Annotated in this window: 14 protein-coding genes, 1 tRNA gene and 1 pseudogene; 7 read left to right on the forward strand and 9 right to left on the reverse strand. The window is 58.8% G+C overall.

Annotated features, from left to right (window positions below):
* Nucleotides 1-25 precede the first annotated feature (25 nt).
* From trpE to fabI, 5 genes and pseudogenes are all read right to left on the reverse strand, one after another.
* A pseudogene (trpE, locus tag ACR3ES_RS13145) lies at nt 26-1,536 on the reverse strand (anthranilate synthase component I).
* An 11-nt stretch (nt 1,537-1,547) separates the two neighbouring features.
* Entirely contained in the window at nt 1,548-3,389 is a 1,842-nt protein-coding gene (locus ACR3ES_RS13150) for a peptidyl-prolyl cis-trans isomerase (protein ID WP_170434918.1), read from the reverse strand.
* An 82-nt stretch (nt 3,390-3,471) separates the two neighbouring features.
* Nucleotides 3,472-4,647 carry an aminotransferase gene (locus ACR3ES_RS13155; protein WP_170434916.1) on the reverse strand — a complete coding sequence of 392 codons (1,176 nt, stop codon included), beginning with the start codon at nt 4,645-4,647 and terminating at the stop codon, nt 3,472-3,474.
* Nucleotides 4,648-4,725: 78 nt separating this feature from the next.
* Complete coding sequence (gene gpt / locus ACR3ES_RS13160; RefSeq protein WP_170434914.1) at nt 4,726-5,235, reverse strand: xanthine phosphoribosyltransferase; 510 nt, start codon at nt 5,233-5,235, stop codon at nt 4,726-4,728.
* Between the two features lie 4 nt (nt 5,236-5,239).
* Nucleotides 5,240-6,046 carry an enoyl-ACP reductase FabI gene (fabI, locus tag ACR3ES_RS13165; protein WP_170434912.1) on the reverse strand — a complete coding sequence of 269 codons (807 nt, stop codon included), beginning with the start codon at nt 6,044-6,046 and terminating at the stop codon, nt 5,240-5,242.
* Nucleotides 6,047-6,181: 135 nt separating this feature from the next.
* Between fabI and pdxH the strand changes: the two genes are divergently transcribed.
* From pdxH to ACR3ES_RS13185, 4 genes are all read left to right on the forward strand, one after another.
* Nucleotides 6,182-6,787, forward strand: coding sequence for a pyridoxamine 5'-phosphate oxidase (pdxH, locus tag ACR3ES_RS13170; protein WP_170434910.1), 606 nt, complete (start codon nt 6,182-6,184; stop codon nt 6,785-6,787).
* 141 nt (nt 6,788-6,928) lie between these two features.
* The gene (locus ACR3ES_RS13175; RefSeq protein ID WP_480425579.1) at nt 6,929-7,435 is read left to right on the forward strand and encodes a cold-shock protein; all 507 of its coding nucleotides are present in this window, start codon (nt 6,929-6,931) and stop codon (nt 7,433-7,435) included.
* Between the two features lie 15 nt (nt 7,436-7,450).
* The gene (locus ACR3ES_RS13180) at nt 7,451-7,909 is read left to right on the forward strand and encodes a DUF192 domain-containing protein (RefSeq protein WP_480581875.1); all 459 of its coding nucleotides are present in this window, start codon (nt 7,451-7,453) and stop codon (nt 7,907-7,909) included.
* Between the two features lie 43 nt (nt 7,910-7,952).
* Nucleotides 7,953-8,029 (forward strand) — tRNA-Pro (locus ACR3ES_RS13185).
* A 26-nt stretch (nt 8,030-8,055) separates the two neighbouring features.
* On the opposite strand, the gene ACR3ES_RS13190 is transcribed toward ACR3ES_RS13185, so the two are convergent.
* Nucleotides 8,056-8,508, reverse strand: a complete 453-nt coding sequence (locus tag ACR3ES_RS13190; protein ID WP_480634724.1) for a hypothetical protein — start codon at nt 8,506-8,508, stop codon at nt 8,056-8,058.
* A 516-nt stretch (nt 8,509-9,024) separates the two neighbouring features.
* Here ACR3ES_RS13190 and ACR3ES_RS13195 point away from each other — a divergent pair.
* Entirely contained in the window at nt 9,025-12,645 is a 3,621-nt protein-coding gene (locus ACR3ES_RS13195; RefSeq protein ID WP_170434903.1) for a vitamin B12-dependent ribonucleotide reductase, read from the forward strand.
* Between the two features lie 542 nt (nt 12,646-13,187).
* Entirely contained in the window at nt 13,188-13,433 is a 246-nt protein-coding gene (locus tag ACR3ES_RS13200) for an EF-hand domain-containing protein (protein ID WP_170434901.1), read from the forward strand.
* Nucleotides 13,434-13,486: 53 nt separating this feature from the next.
* On the opposite strand, the gene ACR3ES_RS13205 is transcribed toward ACR3ES_RS13200, so the two are convergent.
* Nucleotides 13,487-15,031 (reverse strand): trimethylamine methyltransferase family protein, encoded by a 1,545-nt coding sequence (locus ACR3ES_RS13205; protein WP_170434899.1) that lies wholly within the window; start codon nt 15,029-15,031, stop codon nt 13,487-13,489.
* A 422-nt stretch (nt 15,032-15,453) separates the two neighbouring features.
* Between ACR3ES_RS13205 and ACR3ES_RS13210 the strand changes: the two genes are divergently transcribed.
* Nucleotides 15,454-15,972: a porin family protein gene (locus ACR3ES_RS13210; protein WP_170434897.1), complete on the forward strand. Its 519-nt coding sequence runs from the start codon at nt 15,454-15,456 to the stop codon at nt 15,970-15,972.
* A gap of 6 nt (nt 15,973-15,978) precedes the next feature.
* On the opposite strand, the gene ACR3ES_RS13215 is transcribed toward ACR3ES_RS13210, so the two are convergent.
* Nucleotides 15,979-17,163, reverse strand: a complete 1,185-nt coding sequence (locus tag ACR3ES_RS13215) for a pyridoxal phosphate-dependent aminotransferase (protein WP_170434895.1) — start codon at nt 17,161-17,163, stop codon at nt 15,979-15,981.
* Between the two features lie 57 nt (nt 17,164-17,220).
* A complete protein-coding gene (locus ACR3ES_RS13220) occupies nt 17,221-17,565 on the reverse strand; it encodes an MmcQ/YjbR family DNA-binding protein (RefSeq protein ID WP_170434893.1) in 345 nt (114 codons plus the stop codon).
* Between the last annotated feature and the right edge of the window lie 2 nt (nt 17,566-17,567).

Below are 17,567 nucleotides of genomic sequence, written 5' to 3' on the forward strand. Positions count from 1 at the left end.
TTCGCAGGATCGCCGCCCTTGTATTTCAGCCGTTACCAGACCCGGTGAACCTCGCGGCGTCCGCTGCTGCGCGGCGGATCGCGTTGGATTTGTGAACGGTTTCCATGTATTCGGCTTCTGGATCGCTGTCGTAAACCACACCGCCACCGGCCTGAATGTACAGCTTGTGGTCCTTCACGATGGCCGTCCGCAATGCGATGCACATATCCATGTCGCCGCCTGCGCTGAAATACCCGACGCCGCCACCGTAGACGCCGCGTTTTTCCGGTTCCAACTCATCGATGATCTCCATCGCGCGGACCTTTGGTGCGCCTGAGACCGTCCCCGCGGGCATTCCGGCAAAAACGCGTCCAGTGCGTCTTTGTCTTCGGCCAGTTCACCGACAACGTTGGACACGATGTGCATGACGTGGCTGTAGCGTTCGATAATGAACTCTTCGGTCGGGCGAACCGTGCCGATCTTGGCCACGCGACCGGTGTCATTTCGGCCCAGATCCAGAAGCATCAGATGCTCTGCCAGTTCTTTTTTGTCTGCCAGCAGATCAACCTCGTTGGCCTTGTCTTCTTCGGGCGTTGCCCCACGCGGACGCGTGCCTGCGATGGGGCGGATCGTGACCTCATTGCCGAAGACACGCACCAAGATTTCGGGGCTTGCGCCCACAACCTGAAAGCTGCCGAAGTTGAAATAGAACATGAAGGGCGATGGATTTGTGCGCCTGAGCGATCGATAGAGCGCAAAGGGTGGCAGCGGAAAATCCTGCGCCCAGCGTTGGGCCGGAACAACCTGAAAGATATCGCCTGCGCGGATGTAATCCTTGGCTTTCTCTACCGCCTCCATGTAACCGGATTTGGTGAAGTTGGAGACGGGCGGCGCGACCTCGGACGCATCGCCCAGATCGCGGGTTTCAGCCGGCATGGCGCGTTCCAGATCCCGCACCGCGTCCATCACACGCTCTGCGGCTTGTGCATAAGCGGCTTTGGCCGACTGTCCCTCACTGACCCAGGCCGGAGAAACAACGGTCACGTCACCCTTGACGCCATCCAAAACCGCGATGACCGATGGGCGCATCATGATCGCATCCGGCAGGCCCAAGGGATCGGGGTTCACATCCGGCAGGTATTCCACCAACCGCACCATGTCATAGCCCAGATACCCGAACAGACCCGCTGCCGCCTGCGGCAAATCATTGGGCAGCGCGATGCGGCTTTCGGCAAGCAGGGCGCGCAGGTTGTCCATCGGATTGCCATCCTGCGGGGTGAACGCCTCGGCATCAAATCGGGCAGAGCGGTTCAAGGCCGATGTTTCGCCCCGACATCGCCAGATCAGATCCGGCTTCATCCCGATGATCGAATAGCGCCCGCGCACTTCGCCGCCGGTAACCGATTCCAGCATGAACGCATCTTTCTGTGCACCCGTCAGTTTCAGCATCAGCGAAACCGGCGTGTCTAGATCGGCGGCCAAACGCGTGTATACGACTTGATTTTCGCCCGCTTCATAGGCGCGCGCGAAGCTGTCGAAATCGGGTGTCAGGGCCATGTTGGTCTCGTCTAGTAGCTCGCCTGCACGGCGTTCAGCGCCTGCTGATCAATGATCGGACGAGCCCGGCTTTGGGCGTCGCGTACATAGGCGTCAAAGATGTTCTGGGCCAGGGCCTGATCCATCTGTGCGGACAGGGCATCCTCCATCTGTCGCAGTTCATCGGTCTCTGCCGGGGGCAGTATCTCATCAAGCCGGACGATCAGCGCGGAGTCGATGCCGCCAAGAACTCGCAGCTCGCCGGGCTCCATCTCAAAGACCTCGCTCATGAAATCCACCGGGACATCTTCGAGGAATGCGGTGCGGGTGAGGGCGTTTTCCACCCGGAACGGCAAGCCGGTTGCAGTGAAATCACCATCCGTCGCCAGCGTGGTCAGGACCGAATTGGCCTGATCCTGCAAGGCCGCATTAGTCTCGGCCTGCACCCAAGCGGCCGCGACACGGTCGCGCGCGCTGTCCAAAGGTTCCGGGCGGCGCGGCAACACCTCGTTCAACCGGAGGGCAAAGATCGAACCGTCTTCCAGAAAGGCAACCTCCGGGAAATCGCCCTCGCGCACTGCTTCGGCGGCTGTACGGAATCCGTCATAGGCGGCGACCTCTTCGGTGCTGTCGCGGGTCCAGTCGATCTGACCCAGCTCCATTTCCGTCTCGCTGGCCAGTTCCTCCAGAGTGGCACCACCGGCCAGCATATCGTTGATGTCTTCGGATTGCGCCTCGATCAAACGGCGCGCCCGGTCTGACGCCAATTCTTCGCGCAGATCAGGCTCGGCATCTTCAAAAGGCACATTATTGGCTGCCAGCGATCCGTTGATGCGGAACAGGGCCGGGCCAAACACGGACGGTAGGGGACCGACGACGGTATCCAGATCGGCGGCAAAGACCGCATCGGCTGCGTCGCCCAGATCTTCGCGCGTTACATCGCCGAGATCGATATCGCTCAGTTCAAGCTCGCGGTCGCGGACGAGTTGCTCAAAGGTTGTGCCGCCGACTTCCAGTTGGGCCTTGGCGTCATTGGCTGCTGCTGCGTCAGAGAAGTTCAACCGTTCGACCAGACGGCGTTCGGGCTGCTGGTACTGAGCCGACCGCTCATCATACAGGCGGCGCAGCGAGTCTTCGTCCACCTCAATACCGTCCAGCAACATGTCCGGGGACAGAATGGCATAGGTCAGGCGCTTGGTTCGGGGCAGGGTGAAGAGGTCGGTGTTTTCATCATAATAAGCTTGGATCTGCGCGTCGGTTGGGTCCGCAATTGGGTCGGTCAGCGCGTCGACGCCAACGGTAGCGACGGTAAAGCTGCGTCGGGCGCCGATGTAGTTCGTCAATGCGTCCGTCAGGGTCGATGGCATTTCAACACCGCTCATCACCGCACCCTGAACAATCGTGCGCGCCGATTCCTTTCGCAAGTCGTTTTCAAACTCGGTATCGGTCATGCCGATCTGGTCCAGTTGAAAGCGATATGCCTCGCGGTCAAAGGTTCCGTCGACACCTTGAAAGGCCGGGATTGTAACGATGTCGCGCTGCAGGTTTTCATCCCCGATCGAAATCCCCAACTGCCCGACTTCGTTGTCCAAGGCTGCCAGTGCCGTCAGGCGGGACAAAGCGAGCTGTTCCAGACCCAGTTCACGGGCCTGCGACATCTGCAGCGGCTGACCTGTCTGCGCCTCGACCGCGCGGATTTCGCGCTGCAGTTCACGGACATAGGCGTTGACCGACACACTCTCGTCACCGACCTGAGCGACCGTGCGGACCGTGCCGCTGAGATTGGTCGCGCCAAATCCTGCGAGACCCAGAAACAAAAGGCCCATCAGAATCCAGACAAAGGTTTTGGATAGACTGTTTTTGCCTGCGGCCATGATGCCCTCTTTGTGGTTTGCGACGAGACCCTGCACCGTCGGTTGCGGACCTGAATACGATGGGTGTCGCCGGGGGGCAAGCTTAGATGGGCAGGGCCTGCAGCCGGTCGAACAATTGACCAATGCCCGCCCGGTCGAGATTGGCAAAAGCGATGCGAACCTGCCGTTTGCCCGCCGGATCGTGGTCAGGCATAAACATAGTGCCGGGCAGCAGAAGAATTCCCGCTGCGGCCACCAGCCGACGCGCCAATTCGTCAGAGGGGATGTCGAACGGATGCTCCAGATACGCGAAATAGGCACCCAAGCCCAGCAATCGCCATCCCTTTGCCCTCAGCTTTGGCATTCCCTCGCAAATGGCGGCGCGGCGATCCAGGATTTCGTCCCGTTCACCCGCAAGCCATTGGGACAGGTTTTGCATGCCCCACAGGGCTGCGAATTGACCAATCTGCCCGGGGCAGATCGCAACAGTGTCCAGAAACTTTTCGATCTCGGACAACAACGCTTCGTTTGTCGCGATGGCCCCGACGCGATGCCCTGTCAGGCGATAGGCTTTGGAAAATGAATAAAGATGGACCAGCGTTTCATCCCAGCCCGGCTGCTGGAACAGATTATGCGGAGGGCCGCTACGGCTGTCGAAATCGCGGTATGTTTCGTCGACAAGCAGGCGAATGCCGGTGTCGCGCGCCAGATCAAAAAAAGCTCGGACCAGATCGGCCGGGTATTCTACACCACCGGGATTGTTGGGCGTGACCAGAGCGATGGCGCGGGTCTTTTCCGTGATCAAGGTGCGAGCTTTGGCCGGGTCGGGCAGCAAGTCGTCGCCCGAGGGTAGGTCGACGGCGCGAACACCTGCCATATCCAGCCACATTTTATGATTGAAGTACCAAGGCGTTGGCAGGATGACCTCATCCCCCTGATCGGTGATTGCCGATATCGCGGCCGCAAACGCCTGATTGCAGCCCGAAGTGATGGCAACCCGGTCCGGCCCGACTTTGGCATCGTAATGCCTGCCGATCTGACGGGCCAGTTCGGCGCGCAGGTCAGGATTGCCCAGAACCGGGCCGTAAAGATGTGCCTCATCCGTGTCGACGGCAAACTCGGCCATCGCCTGGCGCAGGGCCAATGGCGGTGGATCAACCGGCGCGGCCTGGCTGACATTGATCAGCGGTCGGTCAGCGGAAAACTGAACGCCTTCCAGCCAGCGACGCGCCTCCATCACCGGAGGAGCAAACGTGGCAGCAGTTCGTGTGTGGGTCATACCGTATCCCTGACGTATCAGCGGGGCGTTGCGGCCATTTCAAAGGAGTTCTGTGGCAAAGGGCCGTGCCGGCAGGTGTCAGTCCGTACCGCGGTACGGCTCGACATATTGCAATGCCATGTCCCAAGGAAAGAAAATCCAGGTGTCCTGGCTGACCTCGGTGATGAACGTGTGCACCATCGGGCGCCCTTTGGGTTTGGCATAAACTGTGGCGAAATGCGCCTTGGGGTACAGGTCGCGCACAAGTTCCAGGGTTTTGCCGCTGTCGACCAGATCATCGATGATCAGTATGCCCTCACCATCGCCCATCAGGGCGGCATCCGGAGCCTTTAGCACCTCTGCCTCGCCTTGTTCCTGATGGTGATAGGATCGCACGCTGATCGTGTCGACGGTGCGGATGTCCAACTCGCGGCTCACGATCATCGCGGGGGCCATACCGCCCCGCGTGATGGCAACAACCGCGCGCCAGGCACCATCGTCGGGGCCTTGCCCATCCAGGCGCCAAGCCAGAGCGCGGGAATCGCGGTGAATCTGATCCCAACTGATGTGAAAGCCTTTTTCGTGGGGCAGGCGGTCCTTGGCACTCACGGTCTCACCCCTTTTCAACGTCCGGCGCGTCGACCGCTTTCATGCCGACGATGTGATACCCCGAATCGACGTGCAGATTCTCACCGGTCACACCGCTGCTGAGGTCTGACAGCAGATAAAGAGCCGATTTGCCGACATCGTCGATGGTTACATTTCGCCGCAAGGGCGAGTTGTACTCGTTCCACTTCATGATGTAGCGGAAGTCACCTATACCGCTTGCGGCCAGCGTTTTGATTGGACCGGCAGAGATCGAGTTGACCCTGACGCCATCCTTACCCAAGTCTTCGGCTAGGTATTTGACCGAGGCCTCCAACGCGGCCTTGGCAACGCCCATAACATTGTAATGCGGCATGACCTGCTCCGCGCCATAATAGGTCAGGGTCACGGCGCTGCCACCTTCGGACATCATCTTTTCCGCGCGCTGCATCACAGCGGTGAAAGAATACACAGACACATCCATCGTCAGACCAAAATTTGCCCGGCTGGTATCCACATACCGGCCCCGCAGCTCGTTCTTGTCCGAAAATCCGATGGCGTGGACAACGAAGTCCAGCTTGCCCCATTTCTTTTCAAGAGCGGAAAACAACGCATCAATTGACGTCTCGTCGCTGACGTCGCAGGGCAGCACAATTTCGCTGCCCAGCTGCGCCGCAAGCGGGTCCACGCGCTTTTTCAGTGCATCGCCCTGATAGGAAAACGCCAATTCAGCTCCGGCGTCAGACACGGCCCGCGCGATTCCCCATGCGATTGATTTGTCATTGGCCAGTCCCATGATGAGGCCGCGCTTGCCGGCCATCAACTGATTTGACATGTTTGGTTCTCCGCCTGTCCTCGCGATGTGTTGGGTTGGTTTATGCCATTGGTTGCGCTGCATCAAGGCCGTGCACTCTTGCCCGTGCTACGATCTCGTCATAGGCTCAATCCCAGTACGTTCCAGGGGATGGAAATGAGCGAGCGCGATGGCGTTTTTGCCGGTGACGATCCGTTTGAAATTGCGGGTCGGTGGCTGGCCGAGGCTGAAAAGACCGAAGTCAACGATCCCAACGCAATCGCGCTGGCAACGGTTGATGCTGACGGCATGCCAAATGCACGGATGGTACTGCTCAAGGAAATCGAACCGGACGCATTTGTCTTTTACACCAACTATGACAGCAAAAAGGCCAGCGAACTGGACAGTGCTGGCAAAGCTGCATTTGTCATGCATTGGAAATCACTGCGGCGACAATTGCGTGTTCGTGGTACAATCACACTAGAAGAAGGGGCGCAGGCCGATGAGTATTATGCGTCGCGGTCCCTGAAAAGCAGGCTGGGGGCGTGGGCATCGCGCCAGTCTCAGCCACTTAGCAGCCGCGCCGCCCTGATGGCCGAGGTCGCAAAAGTGACCGCAAAACTGGGCCCCAATCCGCCCCGCCCCCCGTTTTGGGGCGGGTACAGGTTGACGCCGACCGAGATCGAGTTTTGGGCCGATGGCGCGTTTCGGCTGCACGACCGGTTCCGGTGGCAGCGGGCAGAGCCTGGTTCCGAGTGGGAAGTGCAGAGGTTGAATCCATGACGTTCACGTGTCGCGAAATGCAAGGATCAGAAAACACTGTAGTTTTTCGGCTTGAAATTGCCCCCCGTTTGCTTGCACAACAAGCCACCAAAACACTCAAAAACTCACGATGGAAATACCGTGCCAGATGATCTGAACAACATGTACCGCGTTCGTGGACACGTTAAATGGTTCGATCCCGCAAAGGGTTATGGATTTGTCGTGTCCGACGAGGGCGGTCCGGATATTCTGTTGCATGTGAATGTGTTGCGGAACTTTGGTCAGAGCTCGGTCGCGGATGGCGCGGGTATCGAGATCATGACGCACCGGACGGATCGCGGTGTGCAGGCGGTCGAGGTGATCAACGTTGACCCACCGGTGCGCGCCGATACGATGCTGCTGGCGGATTTCGCGGAACTCGACCCTGACGCGATTTCGGCCGCCCCGCTTGAGGCGGCGCGGGTCAAGTGGTTCGACAAAGGAAAGGGGTTTGGCTTTGCCAATGTATTTGGCAAGGGCGAGGACGTCTTTCTGCATATCGAGGTTCTGCGCCGGTCGGGTCTGGCGGACCTGCAACCCGGCGAAGCCTTGGCCATGCGCGTGATCGATGGCAAGCGCGGACGTATGGCGGCCCAGGTCCTGGCCTGGGAATCGGCGCTGGATGACTGATTTGCAATGATGTGGATGCGTACGGCTCTGGTGATCCTGTCGCTGTTCTGGGCCGGGGACGTTCTGGCGGCCTGTCGCCCCGATCGTGTCGATCTGCGCAACGACAAGACACAGATCCGGTTCGATGTCGAACTGGCTGTCACCCCGCAGGAGCGGTCGCGCGGATTGATGTTTCGCGAGTCGCTGCCAAGGAACGCTGGGATGCTGTTTGTCTTTGACCCGCCACAGCCGGTGTCGTTCTGGATGAAAAATACCCTGATTCCCTTGGACATGATATTTTTGGACCGGACCGGGGTGGTGACCTATGTCCACGCCGAGGCTGTTCCCGGCGACCTGACCCCGGTTGAGGGCGGCGATTCGGTTTACGCGGTTCTTGAAATCAACGCTGGTCTCTCTGCCCGTTACATGATCGGGCCGGACACCCAGATGCGGCACGAGGTTTTTTCGCAAGGCCCCGCAATTTGGCCCTGTTAGGGCTTTTCAAATCTAAATGGCATCGTTAGGAAGGCGCACGGTCCGGGGCGTGGCGCAGTCTGGTAGCGCACCTGTTTTGGGTACAGGGGGTCGTGAGTTCGAATCTCGCCGCCCCGACCACTTTTCTCTCTTATGTCTTTTCTCTCTTATGTCGGTGACCCACCCGTCGCTTGGTATAGGGCGCTGATCGCCCTATCCAGAACCTTGCTCTCAACCGGGACTTCGACCGTGGACCCGGTCTTTTGCGGCACCTTAAAATACAGCTGCGCATCGACCTGATACCCTGCCGTGTTTTTTGTCGACGTCAGACGCATGACACTTCGGGGCAGGTTCTGCGGAGAGCCATCGTAATTGAGAATCAAGTAGGCCGTTGTGTCCGGCGGCAGTAACTCACTGCATTCAAAAACGCCGGTTCGAACCTTCTCAAAAGTTTCGCCGGGGCCTGTACAACTGGTTTCAAATGTGTCGAACAGCTTTTTTGGGTATTGCGAAAACTGGGCACTGCGTGATCCATCGGGCACATTTTGTGGTGTGCAGGCCACGGTCAGGGTCACGACAGGCAATACTCGAAACAGAAGCATCTGTTTGTAAGTCCTCATTCATTTGCGCTTTGGCCTGCGCGGTCTTTTCGTTTGGGGCCTTAAGCCGTAGTGATTCTTTCACAACCTAGCCGTGTTGCCGGTGGTTGATCAAATGCCGATAACTATGCCGGTAAACACAGCAATTTCCGTTCCCGTTTTGGCAGATTGGTAAAAAACCGCCGCGTGAGACCCGAAGCAGGAATCGGAGGTCCAAACACCGGTAGTCCCCGCGCGGTTCAGGTCAACACAAAAGATTTCCAAAATGAGCGAAAAATGGCGTTGACCTTGTAGGGGTAGATACGCCAGATTGTGTAGGCCAAACATGATGCCACAACATCTGGTATTCAATCCAGAGAGACGGCACAGGCACGGGACGGAACGCACACCAACTTATTGTGCAACCGCTTGGACGGTTTTGCGCGGCCATTGGCAGCGGCCGGTCCTTTGCGCCTGTCAGGTTCGGCAAGGTGGGCGGCTTGGTTTTTTTACGAGCCCGAAGCTGGGTAGACGGTCATTAATTCGAAGGCAGCGGACATGAAGATTGACAGAACATTCACCAAATCCGGGCAGGACGCGTACGCAGATCTCGATTTCGTTTCGGCGACCTCGGAAATCCGGAACCCGGACGGGACCATCGTTTTCCGCCTCGACGACATCGAGGTTCCCTCAAGCTGGAGCCAGGTCGCGAGCGACGTGATCGCGCAGAAGTATTTTCGCAAGGCTGGCGTTCCCACCAAGCTGAAGAAGGTGAAAGAAAAAGACGTCCCCGAGTTTCTGTGGCGCTCAGTCCCGGCTGAGGGCGCCGAATTCGACGGAGAAACGTCCTCCAAGCAGGTGTTTGACCGTCTGGCCGGCGCCTGGGCTTATTGGGGTTGGAAGGGCGGCTATTTCTCGACCGAGGAAGACGCGCGCGCCTATTTCGATGAGATGCGCTACATGCTGGCGACCCAGCGCGCCGCGCCGAACTCGCCGCAATGGTTCAACACCGGTTTGCACTGGGCCTATGGGATCGATGGCCCGGCGCAAGGGCACCATTATGTTGATTACAAAACCGGCAAGCTGACCAAATCGAAGTCTGCTTATGAACATCCGCAGCCGCATGCCTGCTTTATCCAGTCCGTTCAGGACGATCTGGTGAATGAAGGCGGCATTATGGATCTATGGGTGCGCGAGGCGCGGCTGTTTAAGTACGGGTCCGGGACTGGCACCAATTTCAGCCATTTGCGCGCGGATGGCGAGGCGCTGTCAGGTGGCGGTAAATCCTCGGGCCTGATGGGTTTTCTCAAGATCGGCGACCGCGCCGCTGGCGCGATCAAATCAGGCGGGACAACCCGTCGAGCAGCAAAGATGGTCATCGTCGATGCGGATCACCCGGACATTGAACAATTCATCGAATGGAAGGTGATCGAAGAGCAGAAGGTGGCCTCGATCGTTGCCGGATCGAAGATGCACGAGAAGATGTTGAACGGTATCTTCGAAGCCATTCGGTCATGGGACGGTGCCGCAGATGATGCCTATGATCCCAACACGAACGACAGCCTGAAGATCGCCGTTCGCGAGGCGAAAAAGGTAGCGATCCCCGAGACTTACATCAAGCGCGTGTTGGACTATGCCCGGCAGGGTCACGACAGCATCGAGTTCCCGACTTATGATACAGACTGGGATTCCGAAGCCTACAGCTCAGTTTCAGGCCAGAACTCGAATAACTCGATCCGCGTGACCAATACCTTCTTGAAAGCGGTTGAAAAAGACGCCGATTGGGAATTGATCAACCGCACCAACGGCGAGGTCGCTAAGACTGTCAAGGCGCGCGATCTGTGGGAAAAGGTTGGCCACGCCGCCTGGGCCTGCGCCGATCCGGGCATCCAGTTCCACGACACCGTCAATGAATGGCACACATGTCCCGAAGATGGTGAGATTCGCGGCTCGAACCCGTGCTCGGAATACATGTTCCTCGATGACACGGCCTGTAACCTGGCGTCGATGAACCTGCTGACTTTCCTGAAGGATGGTGAATTCCAGGCCGCCGACTACATGCACGCCTCGCGCCTGTGGACTTTGACGCTGGAAATTTCGGTCACTATGGCGCAGTTTCCGTCCAAGGAAATCGCCAAACTCTCCTATGATTTCCGCACCTTGGGTCTGGGCTATGCCAATATCGGCGGTCTGCTGATGAACATGGGCTACAGCTATGACTCGGATGAGGGCCGGGCGATCTGTGGTGCCCTGACGGCGATCATGACTGGTGTGTCGTACGCAACCTCGGCTGAGATCGCCGGTGAGCTGGGCGCCTTTAAAGGTTACAAACGCAATGCTGACCACATGCTGCGGGTGATGCGTAACCACCGCCGCGCCGCGCAGGGGGTGACGGAAGGTTATGAGAAACTGGCCGTGAAACCGGTGCCTCTGGATCATGACAATTGCCCGGACAAACGTCTGGTGGATCTGGCCATGTCGGCTTGGGACGAGGCGCTGAGCCTGGGTGAGAAGAACGGCTACCGCAACGCGCAGGCCACTGTGATCGCGCCGACCGGGACCATCGGTCTGGTCATGGACTGCGATACCACCGGAATCGAGCCGGATTTTGCATTGGTGAAGTTCAAGAAACTGGCTGGTGGCGGCTACTTCAAGATCATCAACCGTTCGGTGCCGTCGGCGCTTGAGAAGCTTGGTTATTCTTCGTCTCAGATCGAAGAAATCGTCTCCTACGCCGTCGGTCACGGCACCATCGGCAACGCGCCGGGGATCAACCACACCTCGCTGACAGGTCACGGGTTCGGCCCGAATGAACTGGCCAAAGTGGACGCCGCTCTGGAAAGCGCCTTCGACATCCGGTTCGTGTTCAACCAGTGGACACTGGGTGAGGATTTCTGCACCGGCGTTCTGGGCATCCCGGCGACCAAGCTGAACGACCCGACTTTCGACCTGCTACGTCATCTGGGCTTTACCAAGGCCGATATCGATGCGGCAAACGACCATGTCTGCGGAACCATGACGCTGGAAGGCGCGCCGCACCTGAAGGAAGAGCACTACGCCATCTTCGACTGCGCCAACCCGTGCGGCAAGAAAGGCAAGCGTTTCCTTGGGGTCGATAGTCACATCACCATGATGGCGGCAGCACAGAGCTTTATCTCGGGCGCGATCTCGAAGACGATCAACATGCCGAATGACGCGACCATCGAGGATTGCCAGAAGGCGTACGAACTCAGCTGGTCGCTGGGTGTGAAGGCCAACGCGCTCTATCGCGACGGCTCGAAACTGTCGCAGCCGCTGGCGGCGGCTCTGGTCGAGGATGATGACGAAGCGGCGGAAGTTCTGGAGAGCGGCTCGGCTCAAGAGAAGGCCGTCGTTCTGGCCGAGAAGGTGATCGAGAAGGTTGTGGTCAAGGAAATCGTCCGCAGCCATCGTGAAAAACTGCCGCATCGTCGCAAGGGCTATACCCAAAAGGCAATCGTTGGCGGCCATAAGGTCTATCTGCGGACTGGCGAGTTCGAAGACGGCAAGCTGGGCGAGATCTTCATCGATATGCACAAGGAAGGCGCTGGCTTCCGGGCGATGATGAACAACTTTGCCATCGCGGTCTCGGTCGGCCTGCAATACGGCGTGCCGCTGGAAGAGTTCGTGGATGCCTTCACCTTCACCAAGTTCGAACCGGCGGGGATGGTGCAGGGCAACGACTCGATCAAGAACGCGACCTCGATCCTGGACTACATCTTCCGCGAATTGGCCGTGTCCTACCTGGACCGCACCGATCTGGCTCATGTGAAACCCGAAGGCGCAACGTTCGACGATTTGGGCCGGGGCGAGGAAGAGGGTGTATCCAACGTGTCGGAAATCAGCGACACCGCGGCAACCAAGTCTTTGGAAGTGCTGAAACAAATCAGTTCGACGGGGTATCTGCGCAAGCGTTTGCCGCAAGACCTTGTGGCCTTCAACGGTGGTCAATCCGGCGTGACCGGGATGGCGGAAACCGCTGCTGTGTTCGAATCTCCAGCCATCGAAGCGGCGGTTGCGACCGGCATGGACGCCCGCACCAAAGCCAAGATGCAGGGATACGAAGGGGACCCGTGCGGCGAATGCGGAAACTACACGCTGGTGCGCAACGGCACCTGTATGAAATGCAACACCTGCGGCGCGACAAGCGGGTGTAGCTGAGAAAAACGCCCCGGTAACCCCGGGGTGTAGGGACCGGGAAATCCCTCGGAACACCGGTCCCGACGAATACGGAGCACGGCGCTGAGACTTACCTTCGATGCCATGCTCCACTCGGCCGACATGCCCGTGTTGGCCGGGAACAGGGTGGGACGGAATATCGGTCCTTCCCACTCTCTCACGGGACGGGTGCGCTCGTCTCATGCGACGTCCAGGCCGCAGGCAAAAAACACCGGGCGGTCAACGAAATGAGCCTGGATGGCGAAACTGACAGGGGGCTTCGGCCCCCTTTTCTTTTTCAACCCCGAGTCGGATTTCTGAGCAGAGCCTTGCCGCGTCATCGCTAACGGATCGGGCAAGAACCGCCGAACGGCGATTGCGGCGTTTCGTACAGCGGGGGATTGCGGACGCGACTCAGTCAAACACGCGGAGATTGGCGCGAATTGGCCAATATCCCGGAATGCGGGTGACGCGGGTCGGGTCGGCGGTGTTTCTGATGCCTGTCCGGACGAAAACACACATAAACTCACTCAGGAGGCACGATAATGAAACCGCAAAATCTGGCTGTTCTCTCAGCAATCGCACTTGGTCTGCCAACTCTGGTTGCCGCGCAATCTTCTGCGGATGCAAACGGGGATGGCGTTCTGACCATCGAAGAAGTTCAGGTCATCGCACCCGAGGTGGATACCGACAGCTTCTCGACCATGGACGCCAATGGTGATGGCGCGCTGGATCCCGATGAGGTTGCAGTGGCGCAAGAGGCGGGACTGTTGCCGCCCAACCAAGGCTGACCCTAATGAACGACAGCGGCCCGATCTCCCCCGGGCCGCTGTTTTTCAATGACTTACGCGGGCAAGTGAATGTTGAACCTGTCGCGTAGTTCGGCATCGAGAAGCGGGTCGAACTTTGCTGCAGAAGGGGCCGAAAGTATCTCTTCTTTGCGCGTTGTGGCTTTCTCGAGCAGGTCGGGCTTGCCCATTTCCGCCCATTCCTTTGGCGATGTGCGGTCCCCGAGGTCGGGATAGACATAATCCGCCTGCATCCGGCTAAGGGTCGCCTCGGTGCCAAGGTAATGGCCAGGCCCGCCCATGCAGACTTCCGCGATCTGGTCCAGCGCCAGGGTTTCATCGGTCACTTCAATGCCGCGCACGCAGCGTTGCGCCTGTCCGATCAGGTCGTTGCTTAGGATCAGGCTTTCAAAGCAATACCCAAGCAGCGAGGCATGCATGCCTGCCGCTTCGTAAACCATGTTCAGCCCCGCCAAACCGGCCATCACGTTCGAGCACATCTGCTCCCACCCGGCCTGCATATCAGGCAGTTTCGAATCCGATGCGCCTGCTGCCGCTCCGCCCGGCAGGTCGTAAAATTTGTGCATCTGGGCGCAGCCCGCGCTCAGCAGCGCTTGTTCCCCGGACCCGATCGACATCGCGCCTGTCCGCAGGTCCAGACCAAACGGCCAGGTGCCAAAAATGGCGGGTGCACCGGGGCTGACGGCGTTTACATAGACCAGACCCGCCAGACATTCGGCCGTTGCCTGCGCAATCGCCCCGGCGATGGTCGATGGTGCGGTTGCTCCGGCCATTCCTGCTGACAACAGCAGCACGGGCATGCCGCCCTTGATGCATTCCTCCATCACCTGACAGCTTTCGGTGGCGAACTTCATCGGCGGAACAACAAAGCAATTCGAGTTCGACACAAAGGGGCGTTCGCGCCACTTGTCTTCGCCGCCTGCAATCATATGCAGCATTTCCAATGCCGGAGCCACATGGTGGGGTTCGGTGAACGAGGTTCCGACATGCTTGTATGTACCTGATACACAAGCATAAACCGTGTTCAGGTCCATTTCGAGATTGTCCAGGATATCCCGGCAGACCATCGGGCGCTGAACGAAATGGATATTGTCCAGCTGCTGGCAAATCCGCGCCGCGTCGTGCAGGTCCTGCACGGTGGAATCGCGATACTGGTTCCCGTGCACGTCCACCATGCTCACCGCGGCGCCGGCGGTGCCATAGTGAACCTTGGCCCCTGACAACTCCAAATCCATATTGCCGTCGCGGCTGTACAAGGTGATCGACCGGTTGGCTTTGGCAATGGTGTCTTCGACAAGCGCGCGGGGGAATCGGATACGGCCGTCCTCGCCCAAGATGCACCCGGCGCCGACCAGATAGTCGATGCCGCTGGGCGGGGCGTCCGCCAGGCCAATGGTTTCAAGAGCTTGCAGCGCAGCCTCGTGAATGCGCTCGACCTGGGGCTGGGTGAGCGGTTTATAATAGCCGCCTTCCATGCCGGGGCGCACAGGGCGCAGATGCTCGGGCAGGGCCGTGGCGCGTGCCGCGCGCCGCGCTGCACGTCCACCGCTGCGCGAAGTATTACGGGATTGATCATTCATATTCTTGAGTCCGGTCGTTGAGCTGTTCCTAGGGTGGTCGGCGTCACGACACCTTTGGACGACCGCGCGCCGCACGACCCCGATCCGCACCAATGGTGCGGCGAACCAGGCGGATTTTCCAAAGCTCGTCGTGCATGCGCGTCCTCAACGTGTGAGCAGAAGTCTTCCAGCCGGGGCCGACACAATCTGTTCTGTTTGCGACCTGTCCGAAAAAACGCTCGGGTTGGAGTGGAATGTGACCTTAAGGAGTATTTGAGTGAGGTTTTTCCCGTATCGGGGGAAATCTGTTATACTTCGTTCACTTATTCAGGAGGCTGGCGTGACGTGAATTGAATTTTAACCTTTGCAAACCACGTTTTCACATACGGGTGGTATCTAACCATAGGATCAAATGACCAGTTGAAAACGTCTTGGAGAGAGTGATGAAACCCCTTTCGGCCCTGATTGTCTCAGCCATGATGACATGTGCCGGTCCTGCCTTGGCAGAAGACTGGACAGGGCCCTATGCGGGGTTCAGCTTTGGCTATGCAGACGCCGACGCTCCCGGTGGTGCAAGTGGGGATGATACCGCGTTCGGCGCCCATATCGGTTACGATCTGGACTTTGGTAATTTTGTTCTGGGTGGCGAGGTTGAATACAACCGTTTGTCCCTGAATCTCAGTCAGGATCAGGGCAGCCTGGACAGCATGACAAGCCTGAAACTGCGAGGTGGTTACGATTTTGGGCCAGCGCTGGGTTACGTCGTCGTTGGGGCTGCGCGGGCGGAAACCTCGCTCGATAGCGACACGGCTGCTGTATACGGTATCGGTGTTGCTTATCCGATCGGGGAAAATTTCGTCATTAGCGGCGAAGCGCTACGCCAGAACTTTGACGATGTGACACGATCAAACGGAAGCCTGGATTCCAACGTGTTCAACCTGCGTACGACATTCCGGTTCTGAACCCGGTTACTCTGCAGCCTGACGCTCGGCCAGCGTTGTTGCAAATTCACACAGCGTTTTCAAAGCCGTAGCAAACCGTTCGTCATCGACCGTCATCGCGACGCGCACGTGGCCAGCCGTTGCATGCCCAAAGCTTTCGCCCGGCATGACCGCAATTGCGTGGGTATCCAGCAATGCGTTGGCAAATCCCTCACCGCTCAAACCTGTCGCACGGACATCCAGCATCAGATACATCGCACCTTGCGCAGGGACCAGCCCGACAGTGTTTTGGGTCGCCAACAGGCCGAGTGCCAGCGCGCGGCGGCGGCGGAAGGGGGCGGCAATTTCGTCTTCCAGCGCGGTGCCTGCATTCAGCGCAAAGCTGGCCGCGTCCTGAATGAAGCCGGGAACGCCATAGGTGGTGTGCGTGGCAAGGGTGATCAGGTGGGCAACAACCTCTTCGGGGCCCACAATCCAGCCGCAGCGCGAGCCGGTCATGGCATGGGATTTGGACATCGAGCCAACGACAAGGGTACGGTCGGCCATACCGGACAGGGCGCGGGCCGACAGATGCGCGCCCTGCCAGACCTGCGTGTCGTACACTTCATCTGAAATCAGCCAAAGATCGCGCCTTTGGCAGAGGTCGGCAATATCCTGAAGCGTTTTGTGGGAATAGACCGCACCGGTCGGATTGTTCGGCGTATTGATCAGAAGTGACACGGCCTTGTCAGCGGCAGCGTCTATCACCTCTGCGCGGGGTTGAAACGCATCTTCGGTAGTTGTCTGAACCGCACGTGCAATGGCCCCGACACCCCGAATCGTGCCGGGATAGGTGGCGTAGTAGGGATCGAGATACAGGCCGACATCCCCGGGGTCGCAAACAGCGGCATGCGCGGCGAACAGCGCGGATTGACCTCCGGGTGTGATCAGCACGTTGTGCCGCGTGGTTGGCACACCTGTGCGCGTTTGAACCCGGGCCGCCACTGTGTCGCGCAGCAGGTCCGTGCCGGGTATCATCGCATAGCCCGTATGCCCGTCCCGTGCCGAGATATCCATGGCCTCCAGAATCGACGGGTCGGTGCGGATGTCGTGCTCGCCAATCGTCAGCTCGGTGACCGCGTGCCCTTCGCTCACCATGCGGCGCGCCCGGTAGAACACATCCCAGCCGTCGAAGCCGCCGGTCAGATGTGTGATCCGCTCAGACAGGTTCATGGTCGCACTCCTCGTGATCCCTCTGGCGAATGGGGCAGAGCGGTGGCGAATTGTCAATCAGCTTCGTGGCGGTAACTCTGCCTGGACTTTTTTGGTCAGGGATGCGCGCACCAGATCATAAGACGCGGTCAACCGATGGCGCATTTCATCGGCTTCGGCGTCGAAGGGCAGCCGTACCCAGCTGCGGTGAAAATAAGGGGCTTTGACCCCAACCCCAGCATCAATCAACATCTGGGCCGTTTCGATGTCGGGTGTTTTGACGGACACCCCGTCATTGGCCACGCCAATGCAGGCGAACATCTTGCCGCCGATTTTCCAGGCATCATGACCGCCGCCCCACGGGTCTGACCAGTCGGCGCCCGGCAGGTCGCGGCACACGGAATTTACGAAATCTCGACTCATGC

This window comes from Ruegeria sp. B1, assembly GCF_056535885.1.